This is a genomic window from Micromonospora sp. CPCC 206060 (assembly GCF_036906895.1).
Classification (GTDB): domain Bacteria; phylum Actinomycetota; class Actinomycetes; order Mycobacteriales; family Micromonosporaceae; genus Micromonospora.
Genome location: NZ_JBAKHU010000023.1, coordinates 36,565 through 61,515, shown reverse-complemented (window position 1 = coordinate 61,515; position 24,951 = coordinate 36,565). Strand labels below are relative to the sequence as shown.

The window sequence follows — 24,951 nt, the reverse complement described above, 5'->3', positions numbered from 1 at the left end:
GTAAGGAAGGGCCCCCGCTTATCGTTTTCGGTAGAGGAAGGGCCCCTTCTTAACACCGGCGACCGCGGGGCCATCCGGTGGGGCCGCCGGCCCTGCGGTCGCCGGTGCGGCGGGGGCGGCCCAACCGGTGGTGATCAGCAGCAATGCGGCGATGTAGGTGGTCATCACCAGCAGTCCCTGACCGGGTAGCTCCAGCCCGGCTGCGCCGAGACCGATCAGCAGATCGGAGACCAGGAACAGCGCCCCGCCGACGGCGACCCGGCGACCGATACCGACCGCCGCAGCGGCCATCGCGGTCAGGGCGAGACTGTAGCCGAGGATGGGCAGCCGCAGCGCACCCAGCCGGCTCCACAGCAGCACGTTGAGTAGCGCCCACAGCGCCAGGTACCCGAGGACCACCGGTACCGGTGGACGCCGTCGGCGCAGGAACGCGGTGAGGAAGCTGAGCTGGGTACCGAGGAAGAAGCCCATCCCCACCAGGAAGGCCACCGGCGAGTCGATCAGCAGCGCCACGTCTCCGGCGGTGGCGAAGACCAGCCCGAGCGCGACCGGGTCCGGGCGACGCTGGCGTTGCCACAACCAGAGCAGCAGCAGTGGCGCCAGCAGCGGCTTGGCCAGCCACTGCACCAACGTGAGATCGGCACCGACGCCGACCAGTTCGACCGCGGCGACCACGGCGAACAGCACCAGCGCGGTCATCGGGCCGGCTGCCAGCCCGGACGGCCCAGCAGGTAGCCGAGGCGGTGTCGCCATCGGCTGGCGGCGCGGACGTCCACCCAGATCGAGACGTACTCGTGGGTGGCCACCCGCAGCGGGTTGTAGGTGCCGATGTTCTTGGTCAGGCCGTACCGGACCGGGGCCCGCTCGGGTTCGAAGGTGCCGAAGAGCCGGTCCCAGACGATGAGGATCCCGCCGTAGTTGCGGTCGAGGTACTCGGGGTTCGCGCCGTGGTGCACCCGGTGGTGTGACGGGGTGTTGAACAGCCACTCGACCGGCCGGGGCAGGGTCCGGATCCGTTCGGTGTGCAGGAAGAACTGGTACAGCAGGCTGACCGACTGCTGGAGGAAGATCATCCAGGGCGGGATGCCGAGCAGGGCCAGGGGCAGCCAGAACGGTATCGAGGTCACCGGCGTCCAACTCTGCCGCAACGCGGTGGAGAGGTTGAAGAAGACGCTGGAGTGGTGCACGACGTGCCCGGCCCAGAACAGCCGTACCTCGTGGTGCGACCGGTGGAACCAGTAGTAGGCCAGGTCGTCGGCGAGGAACAGCAGCACCCAGGTCCACCCGCTGGTGGGGGAGAGCTGCACCGGGGCGACGGTGTAGAGGCCGGCGTAGGCCAGCACGGTCAGCAGTTTCCACGGTACGCCGATGACCTGGCTGCCGGCGCCCATGGAGAGGCTGGTGACGGTGTCGCGGACCTCGTAGCCGCGCTCGTCGTCGGTCGGCCGGTACCGGTACCAGAGTGCTTCGAGGGTGATCAGCAGCAGGAACGCCGGGACGGCGTAGAGCACGGCGGGGATCATCAGATGCCTCCCGTGGATACCCCCGCCTTCAGGCGGGGGAGGAAACGGATCGCCTGCGGAGCAGGACAGGGAAAGCCGGTTCGCCGCCAGGGCGAACAGGTGTCAGGTGTCTGCGGTGCGCGACTGAACATGTGTGCTGATCTCCGTGCGCCCGGCCGGTGACAACCAAGCCGGTCGGGCCTACCGCCGGACTGGCGGGAAGTGACGTCTGTGGAGACTGTGTAAGACCGATGGGCGGTACACCGTCCCTCGCCGGTATTCCGGATCGGCTGCGGTCGGTGAAGCAGAAAGCTCAATCCGCGAGGGTTGAATCCCCCTGCTTCAGCTGGGGGAGATGTCAAGTCCGGGTCCGTTCGGTGGGGGCGGTGACGGGGGCGGTGAGCAGCGTGTGTGCCTGCCCGGCGGCTCCGTCGCCGTCGCCGTCGGCGATCAGCGCGGCCAGCCGGCGGTGCCCGGCCGTGTCGAGCAGTTCGGCGGTACGGCGTTGCGGCGGCACCCGGCCGACCGCCAGCGCGCCGCCGACCAGGCTGTTGAAGGCCAGCAGGTAGGCGGTGTTGCCGCTGCCCTGCACGATCTGCCGCCACAGGGCGATGTTGGCCTGGTCCATCTGGTCCAGGTCCGGGGCCGCGTCGGCGTACCCGGTGACCGCGTCGGTGACCGCCGCCCGCGTGGCCGGGTCGGCGCGCAGCGCGCAGAGCCGGGCCGCGTCGGTGCCGATGCAGGCCCGCATCTCCAGCACGTCGCGGACCAGGGTGTCGATCGGCAGTACCTCGTCGACCTGGGTCAGCGACATGGCCAGGTCGAGACCGGCGTGCACCCGCCAGTCCAGTACCCGGGTGGCGCCGCCCTGGCTGACCCGGACCAGGCCGAGCTGTTGCAGCCGGCGCAGCGCCTCGCGCACGGCGTGCCGGTTGACGGTGAGGACCGCGCCCAGCTCCCGTTCGCTGGGCAGCGGGTCCCCGGGGGCGTAGCTGCCGCTGACGATGGCGTCGCGCAGTTGGCCGAAGACGTGGTCGGAGACCGAGCCACGAGGTACGGGACGCAGGTTCATGGCGAGCAGTGTGACGGCCAGCACATCAACCCGTCAACTGGTTGGACCAGTAGGTTCGGCGCTCCCGTCCGGGCGGTCCGACGCCGGGCCGGTCCGGACCGGTTCCCGGGAGGTAGGTTCGCCGCAGGACCATGCGTGACCGGCGTACCGGCCACGGCCGGACAGGGCCGTGGCGGGCGGCGGGCGCAGAAGGAGGAGTGCCGTGAGCCAGCAAGTCCGGGGAGTCGTGTCGCGGGCCAAGGGCGCGCCGGTCGAGGTGACCACCATCGTGGTACCCGATCCGGGGCCGGGGGAGGCGGTGGTCCGCGTCCAGACCTGCGGCGTCTGCCACACCGACCTGCACTACCGGGAGGGCGGGATCAACGACGACTACCCGTTCCTGCTCGGCCACGAGGCGGCCGGCATCGTGGAACAGGTCGGTGACGGGGTCACCGAGGTGGCCCCCGGCGACTTCGTGGTGCTCAACTGGCGGGCGGTCTGCGGCACCTGCCGGGCCTGCCGGCGCGGCCGGCCCTGGTACTGCTTCGCCACCCACAACGCCGCGCAGAAGATGACCCTCACCGACGGCACCGCACTCTCGCCGGCCCTGGGTATCGGCGCGTTCGCCGAGAAGACCCTGGTCCACGCCGGGCAGTGCACCAAGGTCAACCCGGCGGCCCGCCCCGCCGCCGTGGGCCTGCTGGGCTGTGGCGTGATGGCCGGGCTCGGCGCGGCGATGAACACCGGCCAGGTCACCCGGGGCGACTCGGTGGCGGTGATCGGCTGCGGTGGGGTCGGCGACGCGGCGGTGGCCGGTGCGGCCCTGGCCGGCGCGACGACGATCATCGCGGTGGACACCGACGCCCGCAAACTCGACTGGTCCCGCCGGTTCGGCGCCACCCACACCGTGGACGCCTCCGCCGAGGACCCGGTCGAGGCGATCCGGGCGGCCACCGGCGGCTTCGGCGCCGACGTGGTGATCGACGCGGTCGGTCGACCGGAGACCTGGAAGCAGGCGTTCTACGCCCGTGATCTGGCCGGTACGGTCGTGCTGGTCGGCGTACCGACCCCGCAGATGACCGTCGACCTGCCGCTGCTGGACGTCTTCGGCCGTGGCGGGGCCCTGAAGTCGAGCTGGTACGGCGACTGCCTGCCCAGCCGCGACTTCCCCCTGCTGACCGAGCTGTACCTGCAGGGGCGGCTCGACCTGGACGCCTTCGTCACCGAGGAGATCACCCTGGACGGGGTCGAGGAGGCGTTCGCCCGGATGCACTCCGGTGACGTGCTCCGCTCGGTGGTGGTGTTCTGATGACGGCCCGTGTCGACCACACTGTCACCTCCGGCACCTTCTCGCTGGACGGCCAGACCTTCGACGTGGACAACAACGTCTGGGTCATCGGTGACGACGTGGAGTGCGTCGTCGTCGACGCCCCGCACGACGTGGACGCGATCCTGCGTACCGTGGGCGGGCGGCGGGTCACCGCGATCCTTGCCACGCACGCCCACGACGACCATGTCCGCGTCGCCCCGCAACTCGCCGCCACGACCGGCGCCCCGGTGCTGCTGCACCCGGCCGACCGGGTGCTGTGGGACATGGTCCACCCGGACACCCCACCCGGTGGCGAACTCGCCGACGGCCAGCGGATCGAGGTCGCCGGTACCACCCTGCAGGTGCTGCACACACCGGGGCACAGCCCCGGCGCCTGCTCCTTCCACGCCCCGGGGCTGGGTGTGGTGTTCACCGGCGACACCCTCTTCGCCGGTGGGCCGGGCGCCACCGGTCGCTCGTACAGCGACTTCGGCACCATCATCGGCTCGATCCGGGAGCGGCTGCTCACCCTGTCACCGGAGACGACCGTGCACACCGGGCACGGGGACAGCACCACGATCGGCCGGGAGGCCCCGCACCTGGACGAGTGGATCAGTCGCGGCCACTGAGCGGTGATCCCCGGCCGCGGACGGGAAGCGGATCGCGCCGCCGCCCGCCCCCCCGGCCGTGCCGCCGTCCCGCCCCCGGCCGGGAAGCGGATCGTGCCGCCGTCCCGCCCCCCGGGTCAGGCCCGGGGCGGTCCCTGGTAACCCGGGGCGACGTAGACCGGCAGGCGCTCGCCGTTCGACCGCGCGTACCGCCGGGTGTAGGTGACATGGCTGTGGGCCGGCGCGGCCGGGTCGGCGGTCCTCGGGTGCGCGATGGCTACCGGAACGGTGAAGTGGGTGGGCAGGGAACGCGCTGCGGATGCCAGGCGGGCGGGAGTCACCTCATGGCGTTCGTTGTGCCACGGCCCGCCGAGAAAGAGGACATTCATTCTTTCATCCTTCCCTGCCACCGACGGCAGCGCCTCAGCCGTTCGGCGTCCGGGTGCGCGGTCCGCCCGGGGACGACCGGCCCGGACGCAACCGCAATTCGCGATAATTCCCGACCCGACCATGCTGCCACACTCGCTGTCGACGGTCGGTGCCGGTAGGTAGCCGCTGCTGACCTGCGTGGATGCCATCCCGACACGACAGGGTAGGTGCGACATGAGCACGATGCGGAACGCGAGCCCGCCGATTTCCGTCGAGCCGGACCGGCCACCCCGTACCGGGCGGGTGGTGCTGTTCAGCGTGCTCGCCGGGGTGGCCCTGGCGATCCTCTGGTCGTACCACTTCGTCGACTCGGTGATCGGCGACAACGTGGCCAACGCCCTGCTCGGCCAGGACGCGAAGGGCACCGCGATCGCCGGTACCGGCGCCGGACTGGTCTTCGCCTTCGTCTCCGGACTGGCCGGTACCTTCACCGCCTGCAACATCGCCATGGTCGCCTCGGTCGGCCCGATGAGCCAGGCCGGACAGGCCGGCCGGCGGCCCGACGCGGTCCGGATGCTGCTGCGCCCGGTGGGTTGGCTGACCCTCGGCATGGTGGTGGTCTCCGCGACGTACGGCTTCGTCGGGGTACTGCTGGGCGACCGGCTGCCGCAGCTGTCCACCGAAACGGTCGACGGCATGCCGGTACGGATCATCCAGTCCTCGGTGGTCTTCGGACTGATCGGCCTGGCCCTGATCTACCTCGGCCTGGCGGCGCTGGGGGTGCTGCCGGACATCTTCGCCCACCGTCCGGTCGCCCGGGTGGTGACGCTGGGCGCGCTGATCGGCGGGTTCCTCATCGGCCGGCCGTACCCGCTGTTCAACAAGCTGTTCCACTGGGCCGCCGACACCGGTAACCCGCTCTACGGTGCCGGTGCCTTCGTGCTCCAGTCACTGGGCAACGTCGTGATCGTCACCGCGCTGTTCGCCCTGGTCGTGCTGGCCAGTCGGGGCCGGGTGCTGCACTGGCTGGCGGAGAGCCCGAGCCGCACCGCCGTGGTCACCGGTTCGCTGACCATCGCCCTCGGGGTGTTCACCGTCGTCTACTGGGACCTGCGGGTGCCGGCCATCTTCGGGTACGGCTGGTTCCCGAGCATGCCGTACAACTGACCGGCGCGGGGAGCCGCGTCCGCGGAAAGTTCGACGGCTCCCTGTCAGGTGTCCGTTTTGCCGCCCCGGCCTGCGGTACAAACGCTCGCATCGACGCCCACCGGTCAGCAAGGAGATAACCATGACCGCTACCCCACCGTCGGAGGACTACCTGGCGGGATTTGAGGCTTTTTACACCGGGTCGTCCCCCGTGGAGGGCATGACCTTCGGCGCGGTGCCGTGGGACATCAGCGCCGCCCAGCCCATCGTGGTGGCGGCCGAGCACGCCGGCCGGTTCTCCGGTGCGGTGCTCGACGCCGGTTGCGGCCTCGGCGACAACGCCATCTACCTGGCCGAACGGGGCTACCAGGTGACCGGTGTCGACGGTGCGCCGACCGCCGTGGAGTGGGCCGCCAAGCGGGCCGCCGCCCAGGGCGCCACGGTCGAGTTCGCCGTCGCCGACGCGACCAGCCTCGCCGGGTACGACGGCCGGTTCGACTCGGTGGTGGACAGCGCCCTGTACGACGTGCTGGACGCCGACCACCGGGCGCGGTACCTCACCGCGCTGCACCGGGTGACCCGTCCCGGCGCGAAGCTGACCCTGTGCTGCTTCTCCGACCAGCTCCCCACCGACCTGCCCGGGGTCTACCGGATCACCGAGCAGATCATCCGCGACGAACTCGGCGCCGCCGGCTGGACCATCACCGGCCTGCGCCGGGACAGCTACCTGGTCAACGAGTACGCCGGGGAGTTCTTCCGGCAGGAGAAGATCGACGTGGTCACCGACGAGCGGGGTCGGGTCGCGTTGCCGGCCTGGGCGGTCGAGGCCGAGCGCGCCTGAGAGCGTCGGCAGTATGACTGGCGGGGCTGCCGCGGATCCGCCACCCCGGGTGGCCCGGACCTCGTCGGGTGCCCGGCGGACCCCCACGACCGGGGGGGAGTCCGCCGGGCACCCGGGTGGGTGACCCCGCCGAGCATCCGAGAGGACGACCATGCGCTCCCTGCTGCTACCGGCGCACCACGCCTGGCTGCGCTACCACGACCTGGCCGGCCGGCCGGCGGTGACCACGGTCGCGCCCGACGGGGAGGTGACGGGCGCCGACCCGACCGGTGCGCGGGCGCACGGTGGACCGCCGGGCGGGTCGGTCGGGGTGTACCTGCCGGGTCTGGCCTCGGCCGGGTCGGCGGACTTCCCGGAGACCGCCGCGCAACCGGTGCTGCGCGACCGCCGGTGGATCGTGGTGGACCTGCTCGGTGCCGGGTTCAGCGATCGCCCGGTCCGGTTCGGGTACACCGTGGAGGAGCACGCGGAGACCGTCGCCTACCTGCTCGACCATTTGGGCCTGACCGGCTGCACCGTGGTGGCCAGCAGCATGGGCGGCGCGGTGGCCATCGTGCTGGCCGTGCGCCGGCCGGACCTGGTCGGCCGGCTGGTGCTCGCCGAACCGGCGATCAACCCCGGGGGGCGGGGCGTGCTCAGCCCGTACGTGGCCGACCTGGCCGAGGACGAGTTCGTCGACCGGGGCCACCGGGCGTTGGTGGAGATGCTGGAGCAGATGTCGCTGACCGAGGGGGCGACCGCCGGCACCTTCGCGGCGGCGGTGCGCAACGCCGCCCCGTACGCCCTGCACCGCAGTGCCCGATCGCTGCGGACCGTCCGTGAACCGAGCCTGCGTGAGCACCTGTACGCACTCGGCATGCCCCGGGCCCTGATCGTCGGGGCGCGGTCCCGGGTGGACGTCAGCGGATTCACCGCCCACGGCATCCCGTCCTTCGTGGTACCCGATGCGGGGCACTCGATGATGGACGACAACCCGGTCGGTTTCGCCGAGGCGATCGCGGCGGCCTGTGCCGTACCCGCGACCGCCCCGGCGTCCGCTTAGAGCGACCGGGAACAGGACTGGCGGGGCTGCGGCGTGACCGCCCTGTTCCCGGTCGCTCTCAGCCGTCCAGCCCCCGGTAGACCGCCGTCTCGACCTCGGTGACGTACGCGCCGAACAGTCCCTCCAGCGCGGTGTTGGTCAACGCGACCACACTCAGGTCGGCGTGCGGGTCGACGAAGCTGTTCGTGCCGTAGACCCCGCCCCAGCCGTAGCTGCCGGTCGGCCGGACCGAGCCGGCGGCCTGCTGGTCGCGGACCACCGCGAAGCCCAGGCCGAAGCCCATCCCGGGCCCGACGTGCACGGTGTGCCCGGGGACGGCGTCGGTGCTGATCAGTTCGGCCGCGCCGGCGGACAGGATCGGCGCGCCGCCGGTGCGTACCGCCTCCAGGAATGCCAGGTAGTCGGTGGCGGTGCCGACCATGCCCATCCCGCCGGACGGGAACGCGGTCGGGTCGGTGGCCCGGGCCGGGGCGTAGTGGATGGGTCCGCCGAAGGGCATCGGCACCTGGTCGGCGGCGGCCATCCGGCGGGCCGGGCGACCGGGCCGGTCCGGGTCGGCGTAGGCGGCGGTCAGCCGGGTCCGGTCGGTGGCGACGAACGCCGTGTCGGTCATCCCCAGCGGGCCGGTGACCAGCCGGGCCACCGCGTCGGCGAGCGGCTCGCCGGTGACCGCCTCGACCATCGCCCCGGCCACGTCGGTGCCGAGGGAGTACCCCCACTCGCTGTCCGGGGCGAACATCAGCGGCACGTCGGCCAGCCGGCGCAGGTTCTCCTCCAGGGTGAGGCCGCTGGCGTCACCGCCGTCGGACACGCCTGCGCTGCGGTAGGGCTCGTTGTCGGGGGAGAGGAAGCCGTAGGAGAGCCCGGAGGTGTGGGCCAGCAGGTGGCGCAGCGTGATCATCGGAACGCTGCCGTCGGCGAGCCGGGGGCGGAAGTACGGCAGTACCTCGTGCACCGGGGTGTCCAGGGCCAGTGCGCCCCGGTCGACCAGGGCCAGCGCGGCGGCCGAGACCACCGGCTTGGTCATGCTCGCCAGGCGGAAGACGTGCCCCGGGACGACCGGCACCCCGGCCTCCCGGTCGGCCCAGCCGGCGTAGCGGGAGAAGACCACCTCGCCACGGTGGGCGACGAGGACCGCGGTGCCGACCACCCGTTGCTCGCCGACCGCATCGTCGATCACCGCGTCGAGCAGGCGGGCCAGTTCGGAGTACGGGGAACGATGCGTCGTGGGCAGCGTGACGCGGGTGGCGTCGGACACGGGGGCCCCTTTCCGTAGTCGGTCGCTTCGGCAGGACGATAGAGGATCACGGATGGCTCACTATATGTTTCTTTCCCGCCGGTGACACTCTTGGTCGCAGACCGCTCGGCAACCTGTCGGCGTACCGCCAGAAAGGCTTGACCTCGGCCCGGTTTGCTCCTGTACTGGGCTCACCCGTGCAGCTATATATTTCAATAGCGAGAGCTGGCGGGCGGCGCGACACACCGGGAGGGTGACGATGACGATCCAGCTCACGGAGAGCCCGATTCCTCGTACCGGCCTGGACCCGCTCGAACCCGGTTTCCAGCTGGACCCCTACCCCTACTACCACTGGCTGCTGCGTAACGACCCGGTCCACCTGGGCGCGGAGGACACCTGGTACGTCACCCGCTACGCCGACGTGCGGCTGGTGATGAGCGACCACAAGTTCGGCTGCTCCAGCGTGCGGGACTGGTGGGAGGAGATGATCGGCCCGGGCGCGCTCAAGCAGATCATGCGCGACACCATGTTCTTCGAGGACGACCCGAAGCACGCCCGGCTGCGTGGTCTGATCACCCCGGTCTTCGCCCCGAAGCGGATGAAGGCGCTCCAGCCGAAGATCGACGAGGTGGTCGACGAGCTGCTCGCCCCGCTGTTCCGCCGCGGCGAGATGGAGGTGGTCAACGAGTTCGCCGCCCCGCTCGCGCTGACCTTCGTCTGCGAACTGCTCGGCATTCCCCGGGAGGGCTACGAGGGGGTCCGCACCTGGTCGCTGGACATCGGCCCCACCCTGGACCTGATCCCCAACGACGAGGAGATCCGCAAGGGCAACATCGCGATGGGGGCGTTCGCCGACTACCTGCAGGGCCTGATCGAGAGCCGGGGCAGCTACCGGGGGCCGGACCTGATCAGCGTGATGCTGGACGCACAGGAGGAGAGCCGGGCCAAGGGCGAGCCGCCGGTCACCATGAACGAAATGGTCAGCACCATCATCTCGGTGGTCTTCGCCGGCCACGACACGGTGACCAACCAGATCAGCAACACCCTGCTGGCGCTGATCCGCAACCCCGACCAGCTCGACCTGCTCAAGCGCGACCCGAGCCTGGTGTCCGGCTGCGTCGAGGAGGGCCTGCGCTACGACTCGGCCGTGCAGTCCAACAGCCGCCGCCTCGGCGAGGACGTGGAGCTGGGCGGAAAGCTGCTGCGCAAGGGTGACTTCGTGGTCGCCCTGATGGGCGCGGCCAACCGCGACCCGGCGAAGTTCAACGACCCGGACCGGTTCGACATCACCCGCACCGGTACCCAGGTGATGTCCTTCGGCGCGGGTATGCGGTTCTGCCTGGGGGCGATCCTCGCCCGGCTGGAGCTGCGTACCGCCCTGGACCGGCTCGTCCGGATGGAGAACGTGCGCCTGGAGATCGCCGACTCCGACATCTCCTACCAGCGCAGCTCGATGTTCCGCAGTCTGGTCGAGCTGCCGATCAGCTTCACCCCGACCGGCGGCTGAGGCCGGACGGTGACGCGCGGGGACGGCAGGTTTTTGCCGTCCCCGCGCGTCATTCCACTCCTTTTTCCCGCTCTGCCCAGTACGCTTCCACGACTGAGGGCGACCGGGCTCCTACATCTTGTCGCAGCGCGCCGGCCGCCGCCGGTGGTGGTGTCCGGCAGGGCGGGGAGGCCCGTCCGTCCGGTGCTGTCCGGGGAATCAACGGCTGATCAGCAGACAGGGAGACGGTGATGGAGACGACGACCACCGCCACGCCCAGGGCGGGCCGTCGGGAGTGGACCGGACTGGCGGTGCTGGCCCTGCCGTGCCTGCTGGTGTCCATGGACCTGACCGTGCTCAACCTGGCGGTACCGCAACTCAGTGCGGACCTGCGGCCCAGCGGCGCGCAACTGCTCTGGATCGTCGACATCTACGGCTTCCTGATCGCCGGTGCGTTGCTGACCATGGGCACTCTCGGTGACCGGATCGGCCGACGCCGGCTGCTGCTGACCGGTGCCGCCGCCTTCGGGGCCGCCTCGCTGGTCGCCGCCTTCGCCACCAGCGCGGAGGCGCTGATCGCCAGCCGGGCGGTGCTCGGGGTCGCCGGCGCGACGCTGATGCCGTCGACCCTCTCGCTGATCCGCAACATGTTCCAGGACCCGGCGCAGCGGACCACCGCCATCGGCATCTGGACGGTCAGCTTCTCCCTCGGCGGGGTGCTCGGGCCGCTGCTGGGCGGGGTGCTGCTCCAGCAGTTCTGGTGGGGGTCGGTGTTCCTGGTGGCGGTCCCGGTGATGCTGCTGGTGCTGACCCTCGCACCGGTCCTGGTCCCGGAGTACCGCAACCCGCAGGCCGGTCGCTTCGACCTGCCGGGGGCGCTGCTCTCCGTGGTGGCCGTACTCGCCGTGATCTACGGCCTTAAGCGCTTCGCCAGCGAGGGCGCCGGTTGGCTGCCCGTGCTGTCGGTGGCCGTCGGCCTGGTGGTGGGCGTGCTGTTCGTCCGCCGGCTGCGCCGGGTCGCCGAGCCGCTGATCGACCTGCGGCTGTTCCGGATCCCCGGGTTCAGCGTCGCGTTGCTCGCCAACACCGTCGCCTTCTTCGTCGCGTTCGGCTCCCTGCTGCTCATCTCCCAGTACCTCCAGCTGGTGCTCGGGCTCTCGCCGTTGCGGGCCGGACTCTGGACGGTGCCCTCGTCGCTCGGGTTCGTCGTCGGCGCGATGGTTGCTCCGGCGTTGGTCCGCCTCATCCGGCCCGGGTACGTGATGGCGGCCGGCATGACGGTGGCCGCCGTCGGGTTCCTGCTGCTGGCCCAGGTCGGCGCCGGATCAGGGCTGCCGGTGCTGGTGGCGGGCTCGGTGGTGTTCTTCCTCGGGGTGGCGCCGGTCTACATCGTGGCCACCGACCTGATCGTCTCCGAGGCCCCCGAGGAGCGGGCCGGTGCCGCGTCGGCGGTTTCCGAGGCCGGTACCGAGTTCGGTGGGGCGCTCGGCATCGCGCTGCTCGGCACCGTCGGCGTGGCCGTCTACCGGGACCTGATGTCCGGTACGGCGTTGAGTGGACTGCCCGCCGAGGTGGGTGAGTCGGCCCAACGGACCCTCGGTGGTGCGCTGGCTGCGGCGGAGCGGCTGCCCGGCGGTCTCGGCGCCGAGCTGGCCGCCGCCGCCCGGGACGCGTTCGCCCAGGCGGTGCAGGCCGCCGCCGTGACCAGCGCGGTGATCGCCGTGGTCGTCGCGGTCCTCTGCGCACTGCTGCTGCGCCGTACCCGGGGTGCTGCGGCGGACCAGTCGCCCGGCGCCCCGGAGCGGGCCGCCTGATCCGGGGTGCGATCCGGTCCGTACCGGCGTCCGACAGCCGTTCGTCGCGGGTTCCCACGGCCAGTGTCCGGTTCTTTCTATTGTCAATTTCCGACAGATTCGCAACGCGTCGTCACGCCCTGCGGGCGGCGCGCGGGAAGGAGTTAACGATGACCACCGTCGCCGTGGTGACCGGTGCCGCCCGGGGAGTGGGCCGGGGGACAGCCCTCGTCCTGGCCGAGGCCGGCGCGACCGTCTACCTGACCGACCGGGAGAGCCGCGACCGGCGCTACTCGGAGCTGCCGGGAACGGTCGAGGACACCGCCGAGCAGGTCGACGAGCGGGGCGGCCGGGGCATCCCGGTACCCCTCGACCACACCGACGACGCGGCGGTGGCCGCCCTGTTCGAGCGGGTCCGGGCCGAACACGGCGGGCTCGACCTGCTGGTGGCCAACGCGTTCAACGGCAACGCACTGCCGTTCCGGAGCGGTCCGTTCTGGACGTTGCCGTTGGAGCACTGGCGCAACATGTTCGACAACGGCGTCCGTGGGCACCTGGTGGCCGCCTGGCACGCGGCCCCGCTGCTCATCGAGCGCAAGGGCCTGCTGGTCTTCACCGGTCTGGCGCAGCCCGGCGCCGAGGTGATCGCCAACCACCTCTTCTACGACCTCGCCATGACCAGCGTCAGCCGGCTCGCCCACGACGCCGCCCATGACCTGCGACCACACGGGGTGACCGCGCTCGCGGTGTCACCGGGGTTCACCCGTACCGAGGCGATCATGGCGGCCTTCGGTGGCGGGCGGCCCCCGGGCAGCGACTCGATCGAGTTCCCCGGTCGCGCGGTACGGGCGTTGCTGGAGGACCCGCAGGTGTCCCGGCACGCCGGGCGGACGATCACCGTGGCCGACCTCGCCGCCGAGTACGGCCTCACCGATGTCGACGAGGATGTCCCCTCCGGGGCCGGGCGCCCCTGACCGGCCGGCCCGCCGCTGACCGGAGCATGAGTTCCGGCCGGCGGCGGGCGCTTTTCAACCACCCGTCGGGACAATTTCCGGGTCGTCCGAACGACGCTTTCCCCGCACCGACAGAAATCCCCTCGGGCGGCCATTCCCTCAGTAATTTGGGAATCATGAGTACCGATGCTGTCCGTCCCGGGCACTGGGGCGGCGATGTCAACAGAGACAGTGCCAGTTCATCGTCGGTGACGGCTCGGGATGCCGTCGCGCAGGACCCGTGGGTGGGCGCCGGCCTGCTCGCCGTACGGCTCGCCATCGGCAGCACGTTCCTGCTGCACGGCATCCAGAACCTCTCCGGTGCCTGGACCGGCTGGGACACCGCCAAGATGGCCACCTACCTCGGTGACAAGGGCTTCGGTGGCGGGGCGCGGTTCATGGCCTGGCTGCTCGCGTTCGCGGAGATCGGTGCCGGCCTGGCGATGCTGCTCGGCTTCTTCACCGCGGTCGGTGCGTCGCTGGTCGTCATCACCATGGCGACGTCGACCTCGCTGAAGCTCAGCGTGGGCTTCTTCATGCCCGGTGGCTTCGAGTGGGAGCTGGCGGTCCTCGCCGGTGGCCTGGTGCTGCTGCTGGCCGGCGCCGGACAGTACTCCCTGGACCATGCCAAACTCTCCGCGCGTACCCGGGACCGGGTGCGGAAGGTCGCACTGGCGGCGACCATCGTCATCACCCTCGTCATGGTCGTCGTCACCTGGGGATCGCCGCCGCCGAAGATCGGATGAGCGACGTCAGCCTGATTGACGTACCAGCTCCGACGACCGGGACCGGGTCATGGTCGGTTCACCCCGACCGGTTTGCCCGGCCCGGTCGTCCGCCGTTCGCGCCGTACCCGGTGCCGCCGAACCCGACCGTGGAGGAGCGATGAGCGCAGTCGGACCCGTCCCCACCGGCGGGGCTGCGGTGGAGGTCAGCGACCTGCACAAGCACTACGGTAGGACCCACGCGCTGCGCGGGCTGGACCTGACCGTCCGCGCCGGGACGGTGTGTGCGGTCCTGGGGCCCAACGGAGCCGGCAAGACCACCGCGGTCCGGGTCCTGTCCACCCTCACCGCCCCGGACGCCGGTCGGGTGCGGGTGGCCGGCTTCGACGTGGTCGAACAGCCGGAACAGGTACGCCGCAACATCGGCCTGGCGGGTCAGCACGCCGCGGTGGACGAGGGGCTCACCGGTCGGGAGAACCTGTGGATGTTCGCCCGGTTGCACCACCTCGGTGACCGGGCCGCCCGCCGCCGCGCCGACGACCTGTTGGCGCAGTTCGACCTGGTGGGCGCGGCCGACCGGCTGGTCGGCACGTACTCGGGTGGGATGCGCCGCCGGCTGGACCTGCTGGCGAGTCTGATCGTCGCGCCGCCGGTGCTCTTTCTCGACGAGCCCACCGTGGGGCTGGACCCGCGTAGCCGGCAGCAGATGTGGGGTCACGTCGTCGATCTGGTGTCGGCGGGTACCACGGTGCTGCTGACCACCCAGTACCTGGAGGAGGCCGACCACCTGGCCGACCACGTGGTGGTGGTCGACCACGGCCGGGCGATCGCCTCGGGCACCCCGGACGCCCTCAAGGCCAGCATCGGTACCCGGGTGGAGGTCGTGGTCAGTCACCGGGACGCGCTGGCCGGCGCGGCGGCCGTCCTCGCCGCGCTGACCGGGATCGAACCGGTGGTCGACAACGATGAGCGGACGGTCCGGGTCACCACGTCGACCGGCGGGTTCACGCTCCCCCTGGTGGTCCGGGAACTCGACGCGGCGGGTGTGGTGATCGAGGACGTGGCGCTGCGCCGGCCCACCCTCGACGAGGTCTTCCTGCGCCTCACCGAGCAGGAGCCGGCCCCGGCCGTGGCCTGACGCGGCCGGGGCCGGACTGCGCACCGGCCCGGGCACCCGGGACGGCCGTTGCCGGGGCCGGCGTCCGCTCTGGCCGCACCCACCGCGAAGAACGCCGCGACGGTCCCGGCCGACGCGCCGGGCCACCGTCAGAACGGTCGTGAACCGTCCCCACCGGGCATCATCGCCGGGCCGGGTGGCACTCCGAGGCCCTGGACGGCGCGGCGGTAGGCCAGTATCGCGCCCTGGGTGTCGCCCGCCTGGGTCATCGCCTCGGCCAACTGCGACCAGAGCCGGGACACCTGGGGCGAGGGGACCAGGTCCTCCAGCGCCGTGCGGGCCTCCTCGCCGCTGGCCAGGGAACCGTCCAGGTCGCCGAGCGTGGACTGGGCGGTCGCCCGGAGGATCAGGGTGGCGATCCGCTCCGGTGTCGGCGTGGCGGTGTCGGCGAGGAACCGCTGGGCCGTCTCGTCGGCCTCCGCCGGTCGGCCGAGCATCAGCAGGGCGCAGATCAGGTCGTTACGGCACCGGGCGGTTTCCAGCAGGCTGCCGCTGGCCCGCAGGTCGATCAGGGCCTGGGTGAGCATCTCGTGGGCCAGCGCCGGGTCGGTCGGTGGATGGCGCAGCAGCAGGCCACCGTAGAGCGCCCGGAGCATGCCCATGGTGCGGTGGTAGTCGCGGCCGTTGCCGAGCTGGGCGCCCCGGTTGAGCAGCTCCAGCGCCCGACCCGGATCACCCTCGGCGACCGCGGTCGCCCCGGCCTGCCAGTAGATGTCGGCCAGCCGGTGCTGGTCGGCGATCTGCGGCGCGATGTCCAACGCCTCGGCGATCGCCTGCCGAGCCAGGACGTGCTCGCCCCGGTCGCAGTGGATGCTGGCGATGATGGCCCGGATCTCCACGCCCACGTCGGACATGTCCAGCCCGATCTGGCGGATGTAGTCCATTGCCTCGGTGCTGAACCGGATCGCCCGCTCGGTGTCGTCGAGGTGGGCCAGGCCACGGGACAGGCCCATGGTGGCGGCGAGCCGGTGCGGGCCGTGGCCGTGCTCCACCGTCGCGAGGTACGCCTCGAAGCCCGCCACCGCCTCGTTCACCCGGCCGGTCGCCTCGGCGACGTGGGCGAGGCCCAACTCGGCCTCGCGGACCTCGTCGCTGTCGGTGTCATGCTCGATCCGCACCCGTTCGAAGGTCTTCTCCGCATCACCGAACCGGCCCACCATCAGCGCGACCCAGGCGAGCCGCAAATCCACGGCGGCGGGAATGGGCGACTCCGGGGCGGGGGAGTCCGCCGGGGACCACAGTTCCTCCGGGCGGCAGCCCAACCGCTCCGAGAGCTGCCGGATGACGCGTTCGGTGGGAGCGCGGCGGTCGGACTCCAGAAACGAGATATAACTGACCGAGATCTTGTCACCGGCCAGGTCCCGCTGGCGCAGGCCACGGTCGAGGCGCAGGAGGCGCAGGCGTGTTCCGAACGACTGGGTCGGCGTGGCGCCTGCGTCGGAAGCTGGGGAGCCTGTCTTCATGAGGATGCCAGTCCTGGTGAAAGACCTCAGTGTTTCGCGAGGCGGGGCTGTCAAACCGCTAGTTATCGATAGTAACCGAATGTCTCCCAAAGGATGACCCGTATGACAAAGCACTGCCATGCTTCCGTCAACATCTTTTACCGTTTCCGGCCCGGCGCGTGGAATCCGTAGCCGCCGGAAGTGACCGCGGTCGGCGGGACCCGGCACCGGGCCCCCGGTCCGGCGGGCTGTGTCGGCGCTCGTCGGTCGGGCGGGGCGCCCCGGTGGGCAGGCCGGTACCCGTCGCGGGTGTGGCAGCCCGGTCTGCGCTGGTCGGATCGGGTGGCCGGTGGCCCGTGGGTCGACGGTCACGCCGCAGTGTGCCGCACCGGCGTGGTCGCCAACTCCCGGTCGAGAGGGTGCTCGTCGGCCTGGACCTGGTGGCGCAGTGCCTCGGTCAACAGCCGGACCTCCGACGTCGGTACCTCGTTGCCGGTCGCTTCAGAATCATCGAGCGGGCCACGCCCCCGGCACAGTTCGGCGACGGCGGCGTCCAGGTCGGTCCGTGACCCACGGCGCTGAAAGCGCACGTAGAGGGCCAGGCCGAGTTGGGTGGCGATGATCCGGCGGGGCGGGCCGGCGGACGGTGCGATCGACCGCGCGTACCGCAGCAGGGCGATCGCGCAATCGAGGCGGTCCTCGTCCCCGCTCCACCGCGCGTAGTCCAGCATTGCGGCGGCCAGGTCCTTGGCGCGGGACCAGGAGAGGTTGGTCCGCTCACCGCGCCCTGCCCCGCCGTCCCCCCGGCTGGGCACGCTCGCGATCCGGTCGTAGCACCGGTGGAGCCAGGGCAGTGCCCCCCACATCGGATGGTCTTCCACTGACGATGGATGATCATGCGACTCGTGACGCTGCATGTGTCCCCCTGGCGCCGCATCGACGACCCTGACGTGCAGATCAAGCTGAAGGTTAATCGATGCGTGGCCGGCGATGCTATAGCAAAGTGAAGAATGCTTTTTGTTACCTTGGGGTAATTAGTGTCATGGTTGCGGCATTCCTGAGTCGACCCCGCCGTGCCCCGCCCGACCTGCGGAGAGTCCCGACCATTGGGGGTGCGGGCCGGGATCCGGCGGCATGTTTCACCGCTGACATGACAACCCGATCCTGGCCCCGTGCCAGCCCGCCGCCGACCTTGTCAACGGCTGTTGTCAATCCCCGGGTCGGCCGACGTGACAGCAACCCGACCCTGCGCCGGCGTACCCCGTCGTGGCGTTGACGGACCTCTTTCCTCGGGCTAACGGAAGTCTGGCCGGCGGATCATCGTCGGCATAACTTGCCAGAGTGGCCGTCGACGATGTGCGCCACCGCCGGCACCTGTCGGGTCGGTGGGCCGGCGGCCGGCCGCGTACCGGGAGCGTCGTGCGCGCCGCCGAGCCGGCGGTCCGGCCCGCCGCTGCCACGACGCTCGCGGGGCATGGAGAGGGTGGTGAGGGACGACATGTCGGCCGAGCCGGACCTGCTCCGCGTGGCGCAGGAGTACGTCGACCGGCAACCGCCGTCTCGACGGCGCGACGTTCCACTCGCGCACCTGGACGGACTGGCGGTCCACCTCGACGAGGACTACTGCCGTGAGGTGGCGGACTACTTCCACCAGGCACCCATGCTGGCGTACGACGAGACGTTGCGGGCCCGCTACGACCGGCTGAAGCAGGAGAACCGGGCGCAGTACCAGGTGCTGCTCGACGCCGGTGTCGAGGTCGTCCCCTGGCAGGGGCCCGGCCAGCCGTACCGCAACTCGGCCGAGCTGGTCCGCGAGGTGCGCCGGACCCGGCGGTTGCGGCTGTACCTGACCCGCAACGGACACGGCCCCCGACCGGGTGCCGAGGCCGGATTCCACCCGCTGCGGGAGCCCTCGGGGGTCGTGCTGGGCGACGTCGAGCTGACCCACAACGACCTTTTCCGGGTGGTGCACGACCTCTTCGGTCATGTCATGTTCCACAACAGTTTCGGCCCGCGTGGCGAATTCAAGGCCACCTACTGCCATCTGCACATGTATTCCGACGAGGTGCATCCCGTTCTGTTCACGGAGCATCTCGGCCAGTTCTGCTGGTTCTTCTTCGGGCCGCACCTGCGTGGCCCGGACGGTCGGCTGCGGCAGCCCGGCGATCCCGGCTACCTGCCGCCGCCGGACCGGCCGTACGCCGAACAGAAGGTGTTCCCGTTCGTACGCACCTATATCGACCGATTCAGCAACGCATTCCAGATCCGGGAGCGGGAATGACTCAGATGCGGCACAGCGAACTCCGTCCGCGCTACCTGACCACATCGGTCCGGGACGACTTCCCGATCCTCCGGGCCGAGCCGGAGGACACCGGACTGGTCTACCTGGACAATGCGGCCACCACCCAGAAACCACAGGTGGTGCTGGATGCCATAACCGGCTACTACACCACCATCAACAGCAACGTCGGTCGTGGCTACCACCGTCTCGGCCTGGCCTCCACCGAGGCGTTCGAGCAGGCCCGGGTAGCGGCCCAGGAATTCCTCGGGGCGGCCCACCCGGAGGAGATCGTCTTCACCCGGGGCACCACCGACGCGACGAACCTGCTCGCCGCCACCGTCGGACGGCGGCTGGTCGGGCCGGGGGACCAGGTCGTCATCACCGGCATGGAGCACAACAGCAACCTGCTGCCCTGGCGCCGGCTGGCCGAGGAGACCGGGGCGGAACTGGTCGTGGTGCCGGTCGCCGTCGACGGCCGGGTCCGGCTGGCCGACTTCACCGCGGCCCTCGGTCCCCGGGTCCGGATCGCGGCGTTCGCGCACGTCTCCAACGTGCTCGGCACGGTGAACCCGGTGCGCGAGATGATCGCCGCCGCGCACCGGCACGGCGTGGTCACCGTCATCGACGGCGCGCAGGCCGTCGCCCACCGCCGGGTCGACGTGCGGGACCTGGACGCCGACTTCTACTGCTTCTCCGGCCACAAGGTGTACGGCCCGATGGGCACCGGGGTGCTCTACGGCCGCCGGGACCTGCTCGTCGAGTTGGCGCCGTACCAGGTCGGTGGGGGCACGGTGAAGGGGGTGTCGTTCGCCGAACCGGTGACCTACGTGCCGGTTCCGGCGCGGCTGGAGGCCGGTACCCCGGACGTGGCCGGCGGACTCGGCCTCGCCGCGGCGCTGCGCTACCTGACCGACCTGGGCTGGGACGCGGTCCGGGCACACGACGAGACCCTGGTCCGTACCGCGGTGGAGGCGCTGGGCGGCCTCGACCGGCTACGCATCATCGGCGACCCCGCGCATGATCCCAGCGGCATCGTCTCGTTCGCCATCGACGGGCTGCACCCCTACGACGTCGGTGGCCACCTGGACCGGCACAACATCGCGGTCCGCTGCGGGGTGCACTGCTCCAGCACCTTCCTGGACAGCCTCGACCTGGTGGGCACCGTCCGGGTCTCGTTCGCGGTCTACAACACCGAACGCGACCTGGAACGCGTCTGCGACGCGCTGCGCACCGTCCGCCCCGGTTTCTGGACGACCGAACAACCGAACACCCGGTTCCTGTGACCTGCGACAGAATACGAGGTGTAGTGCGATGTCCTCGGCCTCGATCGACGTCGCCGCGATCCGCGGCGAGCAGCGTACGATCTGGAACTCGGTAGCCGGCCCGTGGCAGCGGTGGGCCCCGCAGTTCGAGCGGGGCGCCGGGGTGGTCACCCGGCGGCTCATCGAGCTGGGTGGCGTGACCGCCGGCCAGCGGGTGCTCGACGTCGGTACCGGGGTCGGTGAGCCGGCCCGGACCGCCGCCGGGGTGGTCGGGCCCGGCGGCAGCGTGCTCGCCATCGACCCGGCCCCAGAGATGATCGCCGCGGCCCAGCGCGCCGGCGCCGACCGGCACAACCTGCACTTCGCCGTCGGGGACGTGGAGACCGCGACCCTGCCCCTGGGCGCCTTCGACGTGGTGCTGAGCCGGTGGGCGCTGATGTTCGCCGCCGACCGGGTCGCCACCCTGCGCCGGGTGGCCGGGCTGCTGCGCCCCGGTGGCGTGCTGGCCGCCGCGGTCTGGGGGCCGCCGCCGTCGGTACCCATGATCAGTCTCGGCTTCGCGGTGATCTCCCGGCAGCTCGCGCTGGACCCACCGCCGCCCGGCGGGCCGGGCCCGTTCTCGATGGCCGACCCGACCCAGGCCGCCGAGGAACTGCGCGCGGCCGGATTCGTCGAGGTCGCCGTGGAGGAGTGCGTGGTGCCCTTCGTACTCGACTCGGTCGACGAGTTCGTCACCTTCACCCGGGACGTGCTGCCGCCCCGGATGCGCCAGCTGCTGACCGACCGCTGTGGAGCGGTCGACGACCCGCAGATCTGGGCCGCCGTGCGCGCCGAGGCCGAACGGTTCGTCACCGCCGACGGCACGGTCAGCCTCCCCTCGGTCAGCCTCTGTCTGCGGGCGGTGGCCGAGGGCGGACCGGCATGAGGTTCGACACCCGACTGGTACGGATCGGCCAGGACCCCGAACCCGGCACCGGGGACGTCATTCCCCCGCTGCACCTGGCCGTGACCTACGAACGGGACATGCAGGACCCGCCCCGGTACTTCTACGGTCGGGGGGAGAACCCCACCCGGGAGGACCTGGAACGGGCGCTGGCCGCCGTGGAGGAGGCCCCGTTCGCCACCGTGTACGCCTCCGGGCAGGCCGCCGCGATGACCGCCGTGTCGGTGCTGCGGCCCGGTCAGCGGCTGCTCAGCTCCGACGACGTCTACGGCGGCACGCACACCCTCTTCGCCATGCTGGCCCGCTACGACATCCGGGTCGACTACGCCGACCTGTCCGACCCCGCCGTGGTCGAGCGGGCGCTCGGCGACGACGGCGACGACATCGCCATGGTGTGGGTGGAGTCGCCGAGCAACCCGCTGCTGAAGGTGGTCGACCTGGCCGACGTGTGCCGGCGGGCGCACCGGCGCGGTGCGCTGGTGGTGGTGGACAACACCCTGGCCGGCCCGGTGCTCCAGCAGCCGCTGGCGCTCGGTGCCGACATCAGCCTCTACAGCACCACCAAGTGCATCGCCGGGCATCTCGACGTCCTCGGCGGCGCCCTGGTCTACCACGACCCGGACCTGCACGAGAGCTTCCTGACGTACCGGACCACGGCCGGCAACATGGCCGGTCCGCTGGACTGTTTCCTGGTGCACCGGGGGCTGAAGACGATGTCGCTGCGGGTCGCCCGCCAGGTCGACAACGCCGAGGCGGTGGTCGAGGCGCTGCGCGCCGAGCCGACGGTCGGCCGGATCCACTACCCGGGGCTGCCCGGTCACCCCGGGCACGAGGTGGCCCGCCGGCAGATGACCCGGGCGGGGTCGCTGGTCAGCTTCGAGTACCTGCACGACCCGGAGAAGCTGATGAGCCGGGTCGGCCTCTTCGCCAGTGCGGTCAGCCTCGGCGGGGTCCGGTCGCTGATCGAGTGTCCCGCCCTGATGACCCACCGGCCGGTACCCCGGGAGGTCCGGCTGCGGCTGGGCGTCACCGACAACCTCATCCGGCTGTCGCTGGGAATCGAGGATCCCGCAGACCTGGTCACCGACCTGGTCACCGCGCTGCGCGCCGGCCGCCCGTAGGGCGGGCACCCGCGCCGGTCCGGTGCCTCCCCGCCCGGCCGTCCACGCCCCGGCCGCCCCACCCACGGCCGCCCCACCCACGCCCGCCCCACGTCCCGGCTGTCGAGCGGCGGACCGGGCTGACGAAAGGACTTCGATGGCGCAGCACGCAACCGGCGGGGACCCGACGACCGGTCCCGGACCGGCGGACACCGACCCGGCACCGCTGACCGATCCGGCGGCGTGGCGGCGGGTACGTCAGCTCTTCCCGCTGGACACCGGGGGCGTGTACCTGAACACCGCGGCGGTCGGTTCGGTACCGACGGAGGTGCTGGACCTGCTCGGGGCGGCCGACCGCGAGTACGCCCGCAACCCCCGGGACCCGTACGCGGACACCGCCGTGGTCGCCGCCCGGACCACCCTGGCGGCCAGCTACGGCTGCGCGCCGGACGAGATCGCGATCACCCAGAGCGCCACCGACGCGACCACCCGGATCCTGCACGGGCTGGACCTGGCCCCCGGCGACGAGATCCTGACCACCAGCCACGAGTGCTTCACCGTCCGGTCGCCGCTGGCGTTGCTGGCGCAGCGGCGGGGGGTCGTGCTGCGCCGGCTGGATCCGCCGGTCGGGCCGGCGCAACGGGCCGAGCAGATCGTCGAGATGTTCGCCGCCGCGATCACCGACCGGACCCGGGTCATCCAGTGGCCGGCGGTCAGCCTGACCATCGGCACCACCTTCCCGACCCGGGAGCTGGCCGAACTGGCCCAGCGGCACGGCCTGGTGTCGGTGGTCGACGGCGCGCAGGTGCCCGGGCAGTTCGTGCTGGACCTGCACGCCACCGGGGTGGATTTCCTCAGCGCCTCCGGCGGCAAATACCAGTGCGGCCCGCTGGGCAGCGGCTTCCTGTACGCCCGCAACCGGGTGCTGCCGGAGCACAACCCGGCGCCGTTGCCGGCCTTCTGGCCGGTGGTGTCGCTGACCTACCCGGTCGACGGGACGCTGCCGCCGCGCAGCACCTCCCGGGAGGCGGGCTACGACCTGGGCGCGCTGCTCCAGCAGACCGACTCGGCCGACCTGTCCCGCGCCGCCGCGCTGGCCGCCGCCGCACAGCTTTTCGACCGGCTCGGCCGGGCCCGGGTGCAGCAGTACGTGCTGGGGCTGGGTGAGCACCTGAAGCAACGTGTCATCGAGCACTGGGGCCCCGACCGGCTGCTCAGCCCGTACGACGACCGTCGGCTGCATTCCTCAATCGTGGCCTTCCAGCCGTTCACCGATCCCGCTGATCTCTCCGAATTTGCTCGTTTCATGGAATTCGAAACTCGCATGCAACGTGAACACGGGATTGCTGTCCAATGCGTGGGATTCGCTCCGAAGGAGCAGCCGCCGTCTTTCGCCATCCGCCTCTCGCCGCATCTCTACAACAGCCGGGAAGAAATCGATCACGCAGTGGAGGCGATGCGGAAGGTGACGGAGGGCCTCGCCCGTTGACCCGGTTACGTCGGCAGTGCCGCTGACCTGGGGAGGTTCCAGTGGGTCGACGGAAATGTTGCTGAACGTTGACAGAGCCCCGACAGATGACTGGCGGGAACCTTGACCACGTTCAATATTTGCTGATACCAAAGGCATTGCGGGGTAAGCTGCCGGGGAGGCCGATGTGTCGCAGAAAAGCGCGCAGACCGCGTCACAGCAAAAAGATCTGAAGGCCATGCCACGGCTACCCCTGCCGATGCGCATGGCCGATTTCCAGCGGCGCGGATTCCGGCTTGACCGACCGGCGTCACGGGCCATTCTGGAGCAGCACGCGCACAGCTTCCTGACCGGGTTCAACCTCGCCGCCCTGCACTGGCGGGACCGGCACGACGTCCTGGCCGAGGTACCCGACCCGGAGCGTGGCTTCGCGTACGAGGGCGCCGCCATGTTCGCCTCGCAGCTCGACCTGTGCACCGCCGGCCGGGCCCGGGCCGTGGAGAAACTGCTGGCCGGTCCGGGGGACCGGTACATCCACCTGATCCACGTCGGCGCCGGCTGGACCCTGGCCCCGATGCGGCTGCCGCTGCCCCGGCTGCCCCGGGCCCCGCTGATGCGGTGGCTGGCCCTGGACGGTGCCGGATTCGGCGAGACCTTCTTCGGCGGCCTGCCGGCGCTGCGCCGACGGGCCCGACGACCCGCCTCGGACCGGTGGGCGGCCACCGTGGCCGGCTCCGGCCGGGCCCTGTGGTTCGTCGAGTCGGCCGACGTCGACGGCATCGCCACCGTGATCAACGACCAGCCGCCCGCCGCCCGACCGCACCTGTGGAGCGGAGTCGGGCTGGCCTGCGGGTACGCCGGAGCCGTCAACGGCGACGAAATCGACCGGCTGCCCGCCCTGGCCGCCGGGTACCTGCCCCACCTGCGGCAGGGTGTCACCTTCGCGGTCGGGGCCCGGGCCCGCTCCGGGATCGTCCCGCCACACACCGAGGACGTCTGCCGCCGGCTGCTCGGCACCGACGTGCACACCGTGCACCGGTGGACCACCGAGACATCCCGGGACCTCGAATCGTCGCCGCACCTGGCCGCATACCTGGAGTGGAAGTCCCGCCTCCGGGCCCTGGTTGCCGAATCCCGCTGAGCTCGCGTTCCCCTGGAGGTGAGACACATGCCGAAG

At 71.4% G+C, this 24,951-nt stretch carries 23 protein-coding genes; 16 read left to right on the top strand and 7 right to left on the bottom strand.

What is annotated here, in order from left to right:
* Nucleotides 1–18 precede the first annotated feature (18 nt).
* The 3 genes from V6U90_RS16600 to V6U90_RS16590 all read right to left on the bottom strand — a co-directional run bounded on the left by V6U90_RS16600 (nucleotide 19) and on the right by V6U90_RS16590 (nucleotide 2,574).
* On the bottom strand, nucleotides 19–699 hold the full coding sequence (locus V6U90_RS16600) for a lysoplasmalogenase family protein (RefSeq protein WP_334436788.1): 681 nt from the start codon (nucleotides 697–699) through the stop codon (nucleotides 19–21).
* Nucleotides 696–1,523, bottom strand: coding sequence for a sterol desaturase family protein (locus V6U90_RS16595; protein ID WP_334436785.1), 828 nt, complete (start codon nucleotides 1,521–1,523; stop codon nucleotides 696–698). The genes V6U90_RS16600 and V6U90_RS16595 overlap by 4 nt, the downstream gene beginning before the upstream one ends.
* A gap of 337 nt (nucleotides 1,524–1,860) precedes the next feature.
* Nucleotides 1,861–2,574 carry a FadR/GntR family transcriptional regulator gene (locus V6U90_RS16590; protein ID WP_334436782.1) on the bottom strand — a complete coding sequence of 238 codons (714 nt, stop codon included), beginning with the start codon at nucleotides 2,572–2,574 and terminating at the stop codon, nucleotides 1,861–1,863.
* 202 nt (nucleotides 2,575–2,776) lie between these two features.
* Here V6U90_RS16590 and V6U90_RS16585 point away from each other — a divergent pair, with 202 nt between their 5' ends.
* The gene (locus V6U90_RS16585) at nucleotides 2,777–3,862 is read left to right on the top strand and encodes an S-(hydroxymethyl)mycothiol dehydrogenase (protein ID WP_334436779.1); all 1,086 of its coding nucleotides are present in this window, start codon (nucleotides 2,777–2,779) and stop codon (nucleotides 3,860–3,862) included.
* Nucleotides 3,862–4,491, top strand: a complete 630-nt coding sequence (locus V6U90_RS16580) for an MBL fold metallo-hydrolase (protein WP_334436776.1) — start codon at nucleotides 3,862–3,864, stop codon at nucleotides 4,489–4,491. Before V6U90_RS16585 ends, V6U90_RS16580 begins: the two co-directional genes overlap by 1 nt.
* A gap of 116 nt (nucleotides 4,492–4,607) precedes the next feature.
* Here the strand turns inward: V6U90_RS16580 and V6U90_RS16575 are convergent, their stop codons facing one another.
* Nucleotides 4,608–4,859, bottom strand: a complete 252-nt coding sequence (locus V6U90_RS16575) for a hypothetical protein (RefSeq protein WP_334436774.1) — start codon at nucleotides 4,857–4,859, stop codon at nucleotides 4,608–4,610.
* Between the two features lie 214 nt (nucleotides 4,860–5,073).
* Here V6U90_RS16575 and V6U90_RS16570 point away from each other — a divergent pair, with 214 nt between their 5' ends.
* The 3 genes from V6U90_RS16570 to V6U90_RS16560 all read left to right on the top strand — a co-directional run bounded on the left by V6U90_RS16570 (nucleotide 5,074) and on the right by V6U90_RS16560 (nucleotide 7,868).
* On the top strand, nucleotides 5,074–6,006 hold the full coding sequence (locus V6U90_RS16570; protein ID WP_334436772.1) for a hypothetical protein: 933 nt from the start codon (nucleotides 5,074–5,076) through the stop codon (nucleotides 6,004–6,006).
* 121 nt (nucleotides 6,007–6,127) lie between these two features.
* Entirely contained in the window at nucleotides 6,128–6,826 is a 699-nt protein-coding gene (locus V6U90_RS16565; protein ID WP_334436770.1) for a class I SAM-dependent methyltransferase, read from the top strand.
* Between the two features lie 151 nt (nucleotides 6,827–6,977).
* On the top strand, nucleotides 6,978–7,868 hold the full coding sequence (locus V6U90_RS16560) for an alpha/beta fold hydrolase (protein ID WP_334436768.1): 891 nt from the start codon (nucleotides 6,978–6,980) through the stop codon (nucleotides 7,866–7,868).
* A gap of 58 nt (nucleotides 7,869–7,926) precedes the next feature.
* Here the strand turns inward: V6U90_RS16560 and V6U90_RS16555 are convergent, their stop codons facing one another.
* Nucleotides 7,927–9,126: a serine hydrolase domain-containing protein gene (locus V6U90_RS16555; RefSeq protein ID WP_334436766.1), complete on the bottom strand. Its 1,200-nt coding sequence runs from the start codon at nucleotides 9,124–9,126 to the stop codon at nucleotides 7,927–7,929.
* 238 nt (nucleotides 9,127–9,364) lie between these two features.
* Here V6U90_RS16555 and V6U90_RS16550 point away from each other — a divergent pair, with 238 nt between their 5' ends.
* The 5 genes from V6U90_RS16550 (at nucleotide 9,365) to V6U90_RS16530 (ending at nucleotide 15,239) form a co-directional block, all read left to right on the top strand.
* The gene (locus V6U90_RS16550; RefSeq protein WP_334436764.1) at nucleotides 9,365–10,612 is read left to right on the top strand and encodes a cytochrome P450; all 1,248 of its coding nucleotides are present in this window, start codon (nucleotides 9,365–9,367) and stop codon (nucleotides 10,610–10,612) included.
* A gap of 230 nt (nucleotides 10,613–10,842) precedes the next feature.
* Nucleotides 10,843–12,405 (top strand): MFS transporter, encoded by a 1,563-nt coding sequence (locus tag V6U90_RS16545; RefSeq protein ID WP_334436761.1) that lies wholly within the window; start codon nucleotides 10,843–10,845, stop codon nucleotides 12,403–12,405.
* Nucleotides 12,406–12,554: 149 nt separating this feature from the next.
* Nucleotides 12,555–13,358 (top strand): SDR family oxidoreductase, encoded by an 804-nt coding sequence (locus tag V6U90_RS16540; RefSeq protein WP_334436758.1) that lies wholly within the window; start codon nucleotides 12,555–12,557, stop codon nucleotides 13,356–13,358.
* 155 nt (nucleotides 13,359–13,513) lie between these two features.
* Nucleotides 13,514–14,122 carry a DoxX family protein gene (locus V6U90_RS16535; RefSeq protein WP_334436755.1) on the top strand — a complete coding sequence of 203 codons (609 nt, stop codon included), beginning with the start codon at nucleotides 13,514–13,516 and terminating at the stop codon, nucleotides 14,120–14,122.
* Between the two features lie 139 nt (nucleotides 14,123–14,261).
* Nucleotides 14,262–15,239, top strand: coding sequence for an ATP-binding cassette domain-containing protein (locus V6U90_RS16530; protein WP_334436752.1), 978 nt, complete (start codon nucleotides 14,262–14,264; stop codon nucleotides 15,237–15,239).
* Nucleotides 15,240–15,367: 128 nt separating this feature from the next.
* On the opposite strand, the gene V6U90_RS16525 is transcribed toward V6U90_RS16530, so the two are convergent.
* Nucleotides 15,368–16,741 (bottom strand): helix-turn-helix domain-containing protein, encoded by a 1,374-nt coding sequence (locus tag V6U90_RS16525; RefSeq protein WP_334436749.1) that lies wholly within the window; start codon nucleotides 16,739–16,741, stop codon nucleotides 15,368–15,370.
* Nucleotides 16,742–17,088: 347 nt separating this feature from the next.
* Complete coding sequence (locus tag V6U90_RS16520; protein ID WP_334436746.1) at nucleotides 17,089–17,601, bottom strand: hypothetical protein; 513 nt, start codon at nucleotides 17,599–17,601, stop codon at nucleotides 17,089–17,091.
* A gap of 605 nt (nucleotides 17,602–18,206) precedes the next feature.
* Here V6U90_RS16520 and V6U90_RS16515 point away from each other — a divergent pair.
* From V6U90_RS16515 to V6U90_RS16490, 6 genes are all read left to right on the top strand, one after another.
* Nucleotides 18,207–19,001, top strand: coding sequence for a hypothetical protein (locus V6U90_RS16515; protein WP_334436744.1), 795 nt, complete (start codon nucleotides 18,207–18,209; stop codon nucleotides 18,999–19,001).
* Nucleotides 18,998–20,284, top strand: a complete 1,287-nt coding sequence (locus V6U90_RS16510) for an aminotransferase class V-fold PLP-dependent enzyme (protein WP_334436741.1) — start codon at nucleotides 18,998–19,000, stop codon at nucleotides 20,282–20,284. Before V6U90_RS16515 ends, V6U90_RS16510 begins: the two co-directional genes overlap by 4 nt.
* Nucleotides 20,285–20,312: 28 nt before the next feature.
* The gene (locus tag V6U90_RS16505) at nucleotides 20,313–21,188 is read left to right on the top strand and encodes a class I SAM-dependent methyltransferase (protein ID WP_334436738.1); all 876 of its coding nucleotides are present in this window, start codon (nucleotides 20,313–20,315) and stop codon (nucleotides 21,186–21,188) included.
* Nucleotides 21,185–22,327, top strand: coding sequence for a trans-sulfuration enzyme family protein (locus V6U90_RS16500; protein ID WP_334436735.1), 1,143 nt, complete (start codon nucleotides 21,185–21,187; stop codon nucleotides 22,325–22,327). Before V6U90_RS16505 ends, V6U90_RS16500 begins: the two co-directional genes overlap by 4 nt.
* Nucleotides 22,328–22,463: 136 nt before the next feature.
* Nucleotides 22,464–23,795: an aminotransferase class V-fold PLP-dependent enzyme gene (locus V6U90_RS16495; RefSeq protein ID WP_334436732.1), complete on the top strand. Its 1,332-nt coding sequence runs from the start codon at nucleotides 22,464–22,466 to the stop codon at nucleotides 23,793–23,795.
* A gap of 217 nt (nucleotides 23,796–24,012) precedes the next feature.
* Nucleotides 24,013–24,915: a DUF1702 family protein gene (locus tag V6U90_RS16490; RefSeq protein ID WP_334436729.1), complete on the top strand. Its 903-nt coding sequence runs from the start codon at nucleotides 24,013–24,015 to the stop codon at nucleotides 24,913–24,915.
* Nucleotides 24,916–24,951: the final 36 nt, after the last annotated feature.

Coding starts and splice junctions, on each gene's coding strand:
- V6U90_RS16600 (WP_334436788.1), bottom strand. CDS start 699: ATGACCGCGCTGGTGCTGTTCGCCGTGGTCGCCGCGGTCGAACTGGTC.
- V6U90_RS16595 (WP_334436785.1), bottom strand. CDS start 1,523: ATGATCCCCGCCGTGCTCTACGCCGTCCCGGCGTTCCTGCTGCTGATC.
- V6U90_RS16590 (WP_334436782.1), bottom strand. CDS start 2,574: ATGAACCTGCGTCCCGTACCTCGTGGCTCGGTCTCCGACCACGTCTTC.
- V6U90_RS16580 (WP_334436776.1), top strand. CDS start 3,862: ATGACGGCCCGTGTCGACCACACTGTCACCTCCGGCACCTTCTCGCTG.
- V6U90_RS16575 (WP_334436774.1), bottom strand. CDS start 4,859: ATGAATGTCCTCTTTCTCGGCGGGCCGTGGCACAACGAACGCCATGAG.
- V6U90_RS16570 (WP_334436772.1), top strand. CDS start 5,074: ATGAGCACGATGCGGAACGCGAGCCCGCCGATTTCCGTCGAGCCGGAC.
- V6U90_RS16565 (WP_334436770.1), top strand. CDS start 6,128: ATGACCGCTACCCCACCGTCGGAGGACTACCTGGCGGGATTTGAGGCT.
- V6U90_RS16560 (WP_334436768.1), top strand. CDS start 6,978: ATGCGCTCCCTGCTGCTACCGGCGCACCACGCCTGGCTGCGCTACCAC.
- V6U90_RS16550 (WP_334436764.1), top strand. CDS start 9,365: ATGACGATCCAGCTCACGGAGAGCCCGATTCCTCGTACCGGCCTGGAC.
- V6U90_RS16545 (WP_334436761.1), top strand. CDS start 10,843: ATGGAGACGACGACCACCGCCACGCCCAGGGCGGGCCGTCGGGAGTGG.
- V6U90_RS16540 (WP_334436758.1), top strand. CDS start 12,555: ATGACCACCGTCGCCGTGGTGACCGGTGCCGCCCGGGGAGTGGGCCGG.
- V6U90_RS16535 (WP_334436755.1), top strand. CDS start 13,514: ATGAGTACCGATGCTGTCCGTCCCGGGCACTGGGGCGGCGATGTCAAC.
- V6U90_RS16530 (WP_334436752.1), top strand. CDS start 14,262: ATGAGCGCAGTCGGACCCGTCCCCACCGGCGGGGCTGCGGTGGAGGTC.
- V6U90_RS16525 (WP_334436749.1), bottom strand. CDS start 16,741: ATGAAGACAGGCTCCCCAGCTTCCGACGCAGGCGCCACGCCGACCCAG.
- V6U90_RS16510 (WP_334436741.1), top strand. CDS start 18,998: ATGACTCAGATGCGGCACAGCGAACTCCGTCCGCGCTACCTGACCACA.
- V6U90_RS16505 (WP_334436738.1), top strand. CDS start 20,313: ATGTCCTCGGCCTCGATCGACGTCGCCGCGATCCGCGGCGAGCAGCGT.
- V6U90_RS16500 (WP_334436735.1), top strand. CDS start 21,185: ATGAGGTTCGACACCCGACTGGTACGGATCGGCCAGGACCCCGAACCC.
- V6U90_RS16495 (WP_334436732.1), top strand. CDS start 22,464: ATGGCGCAGCACGCAACCGGCGGGGACCCGACGACCGGTCCCGGACCG.
- V6U90_RS16490 (WP_334436729.1), top strand. CDS start 24,013: ATGCCACGGCTACCCCTGCCGATGCGCATGGCCGATTTCCAGCGGCGC.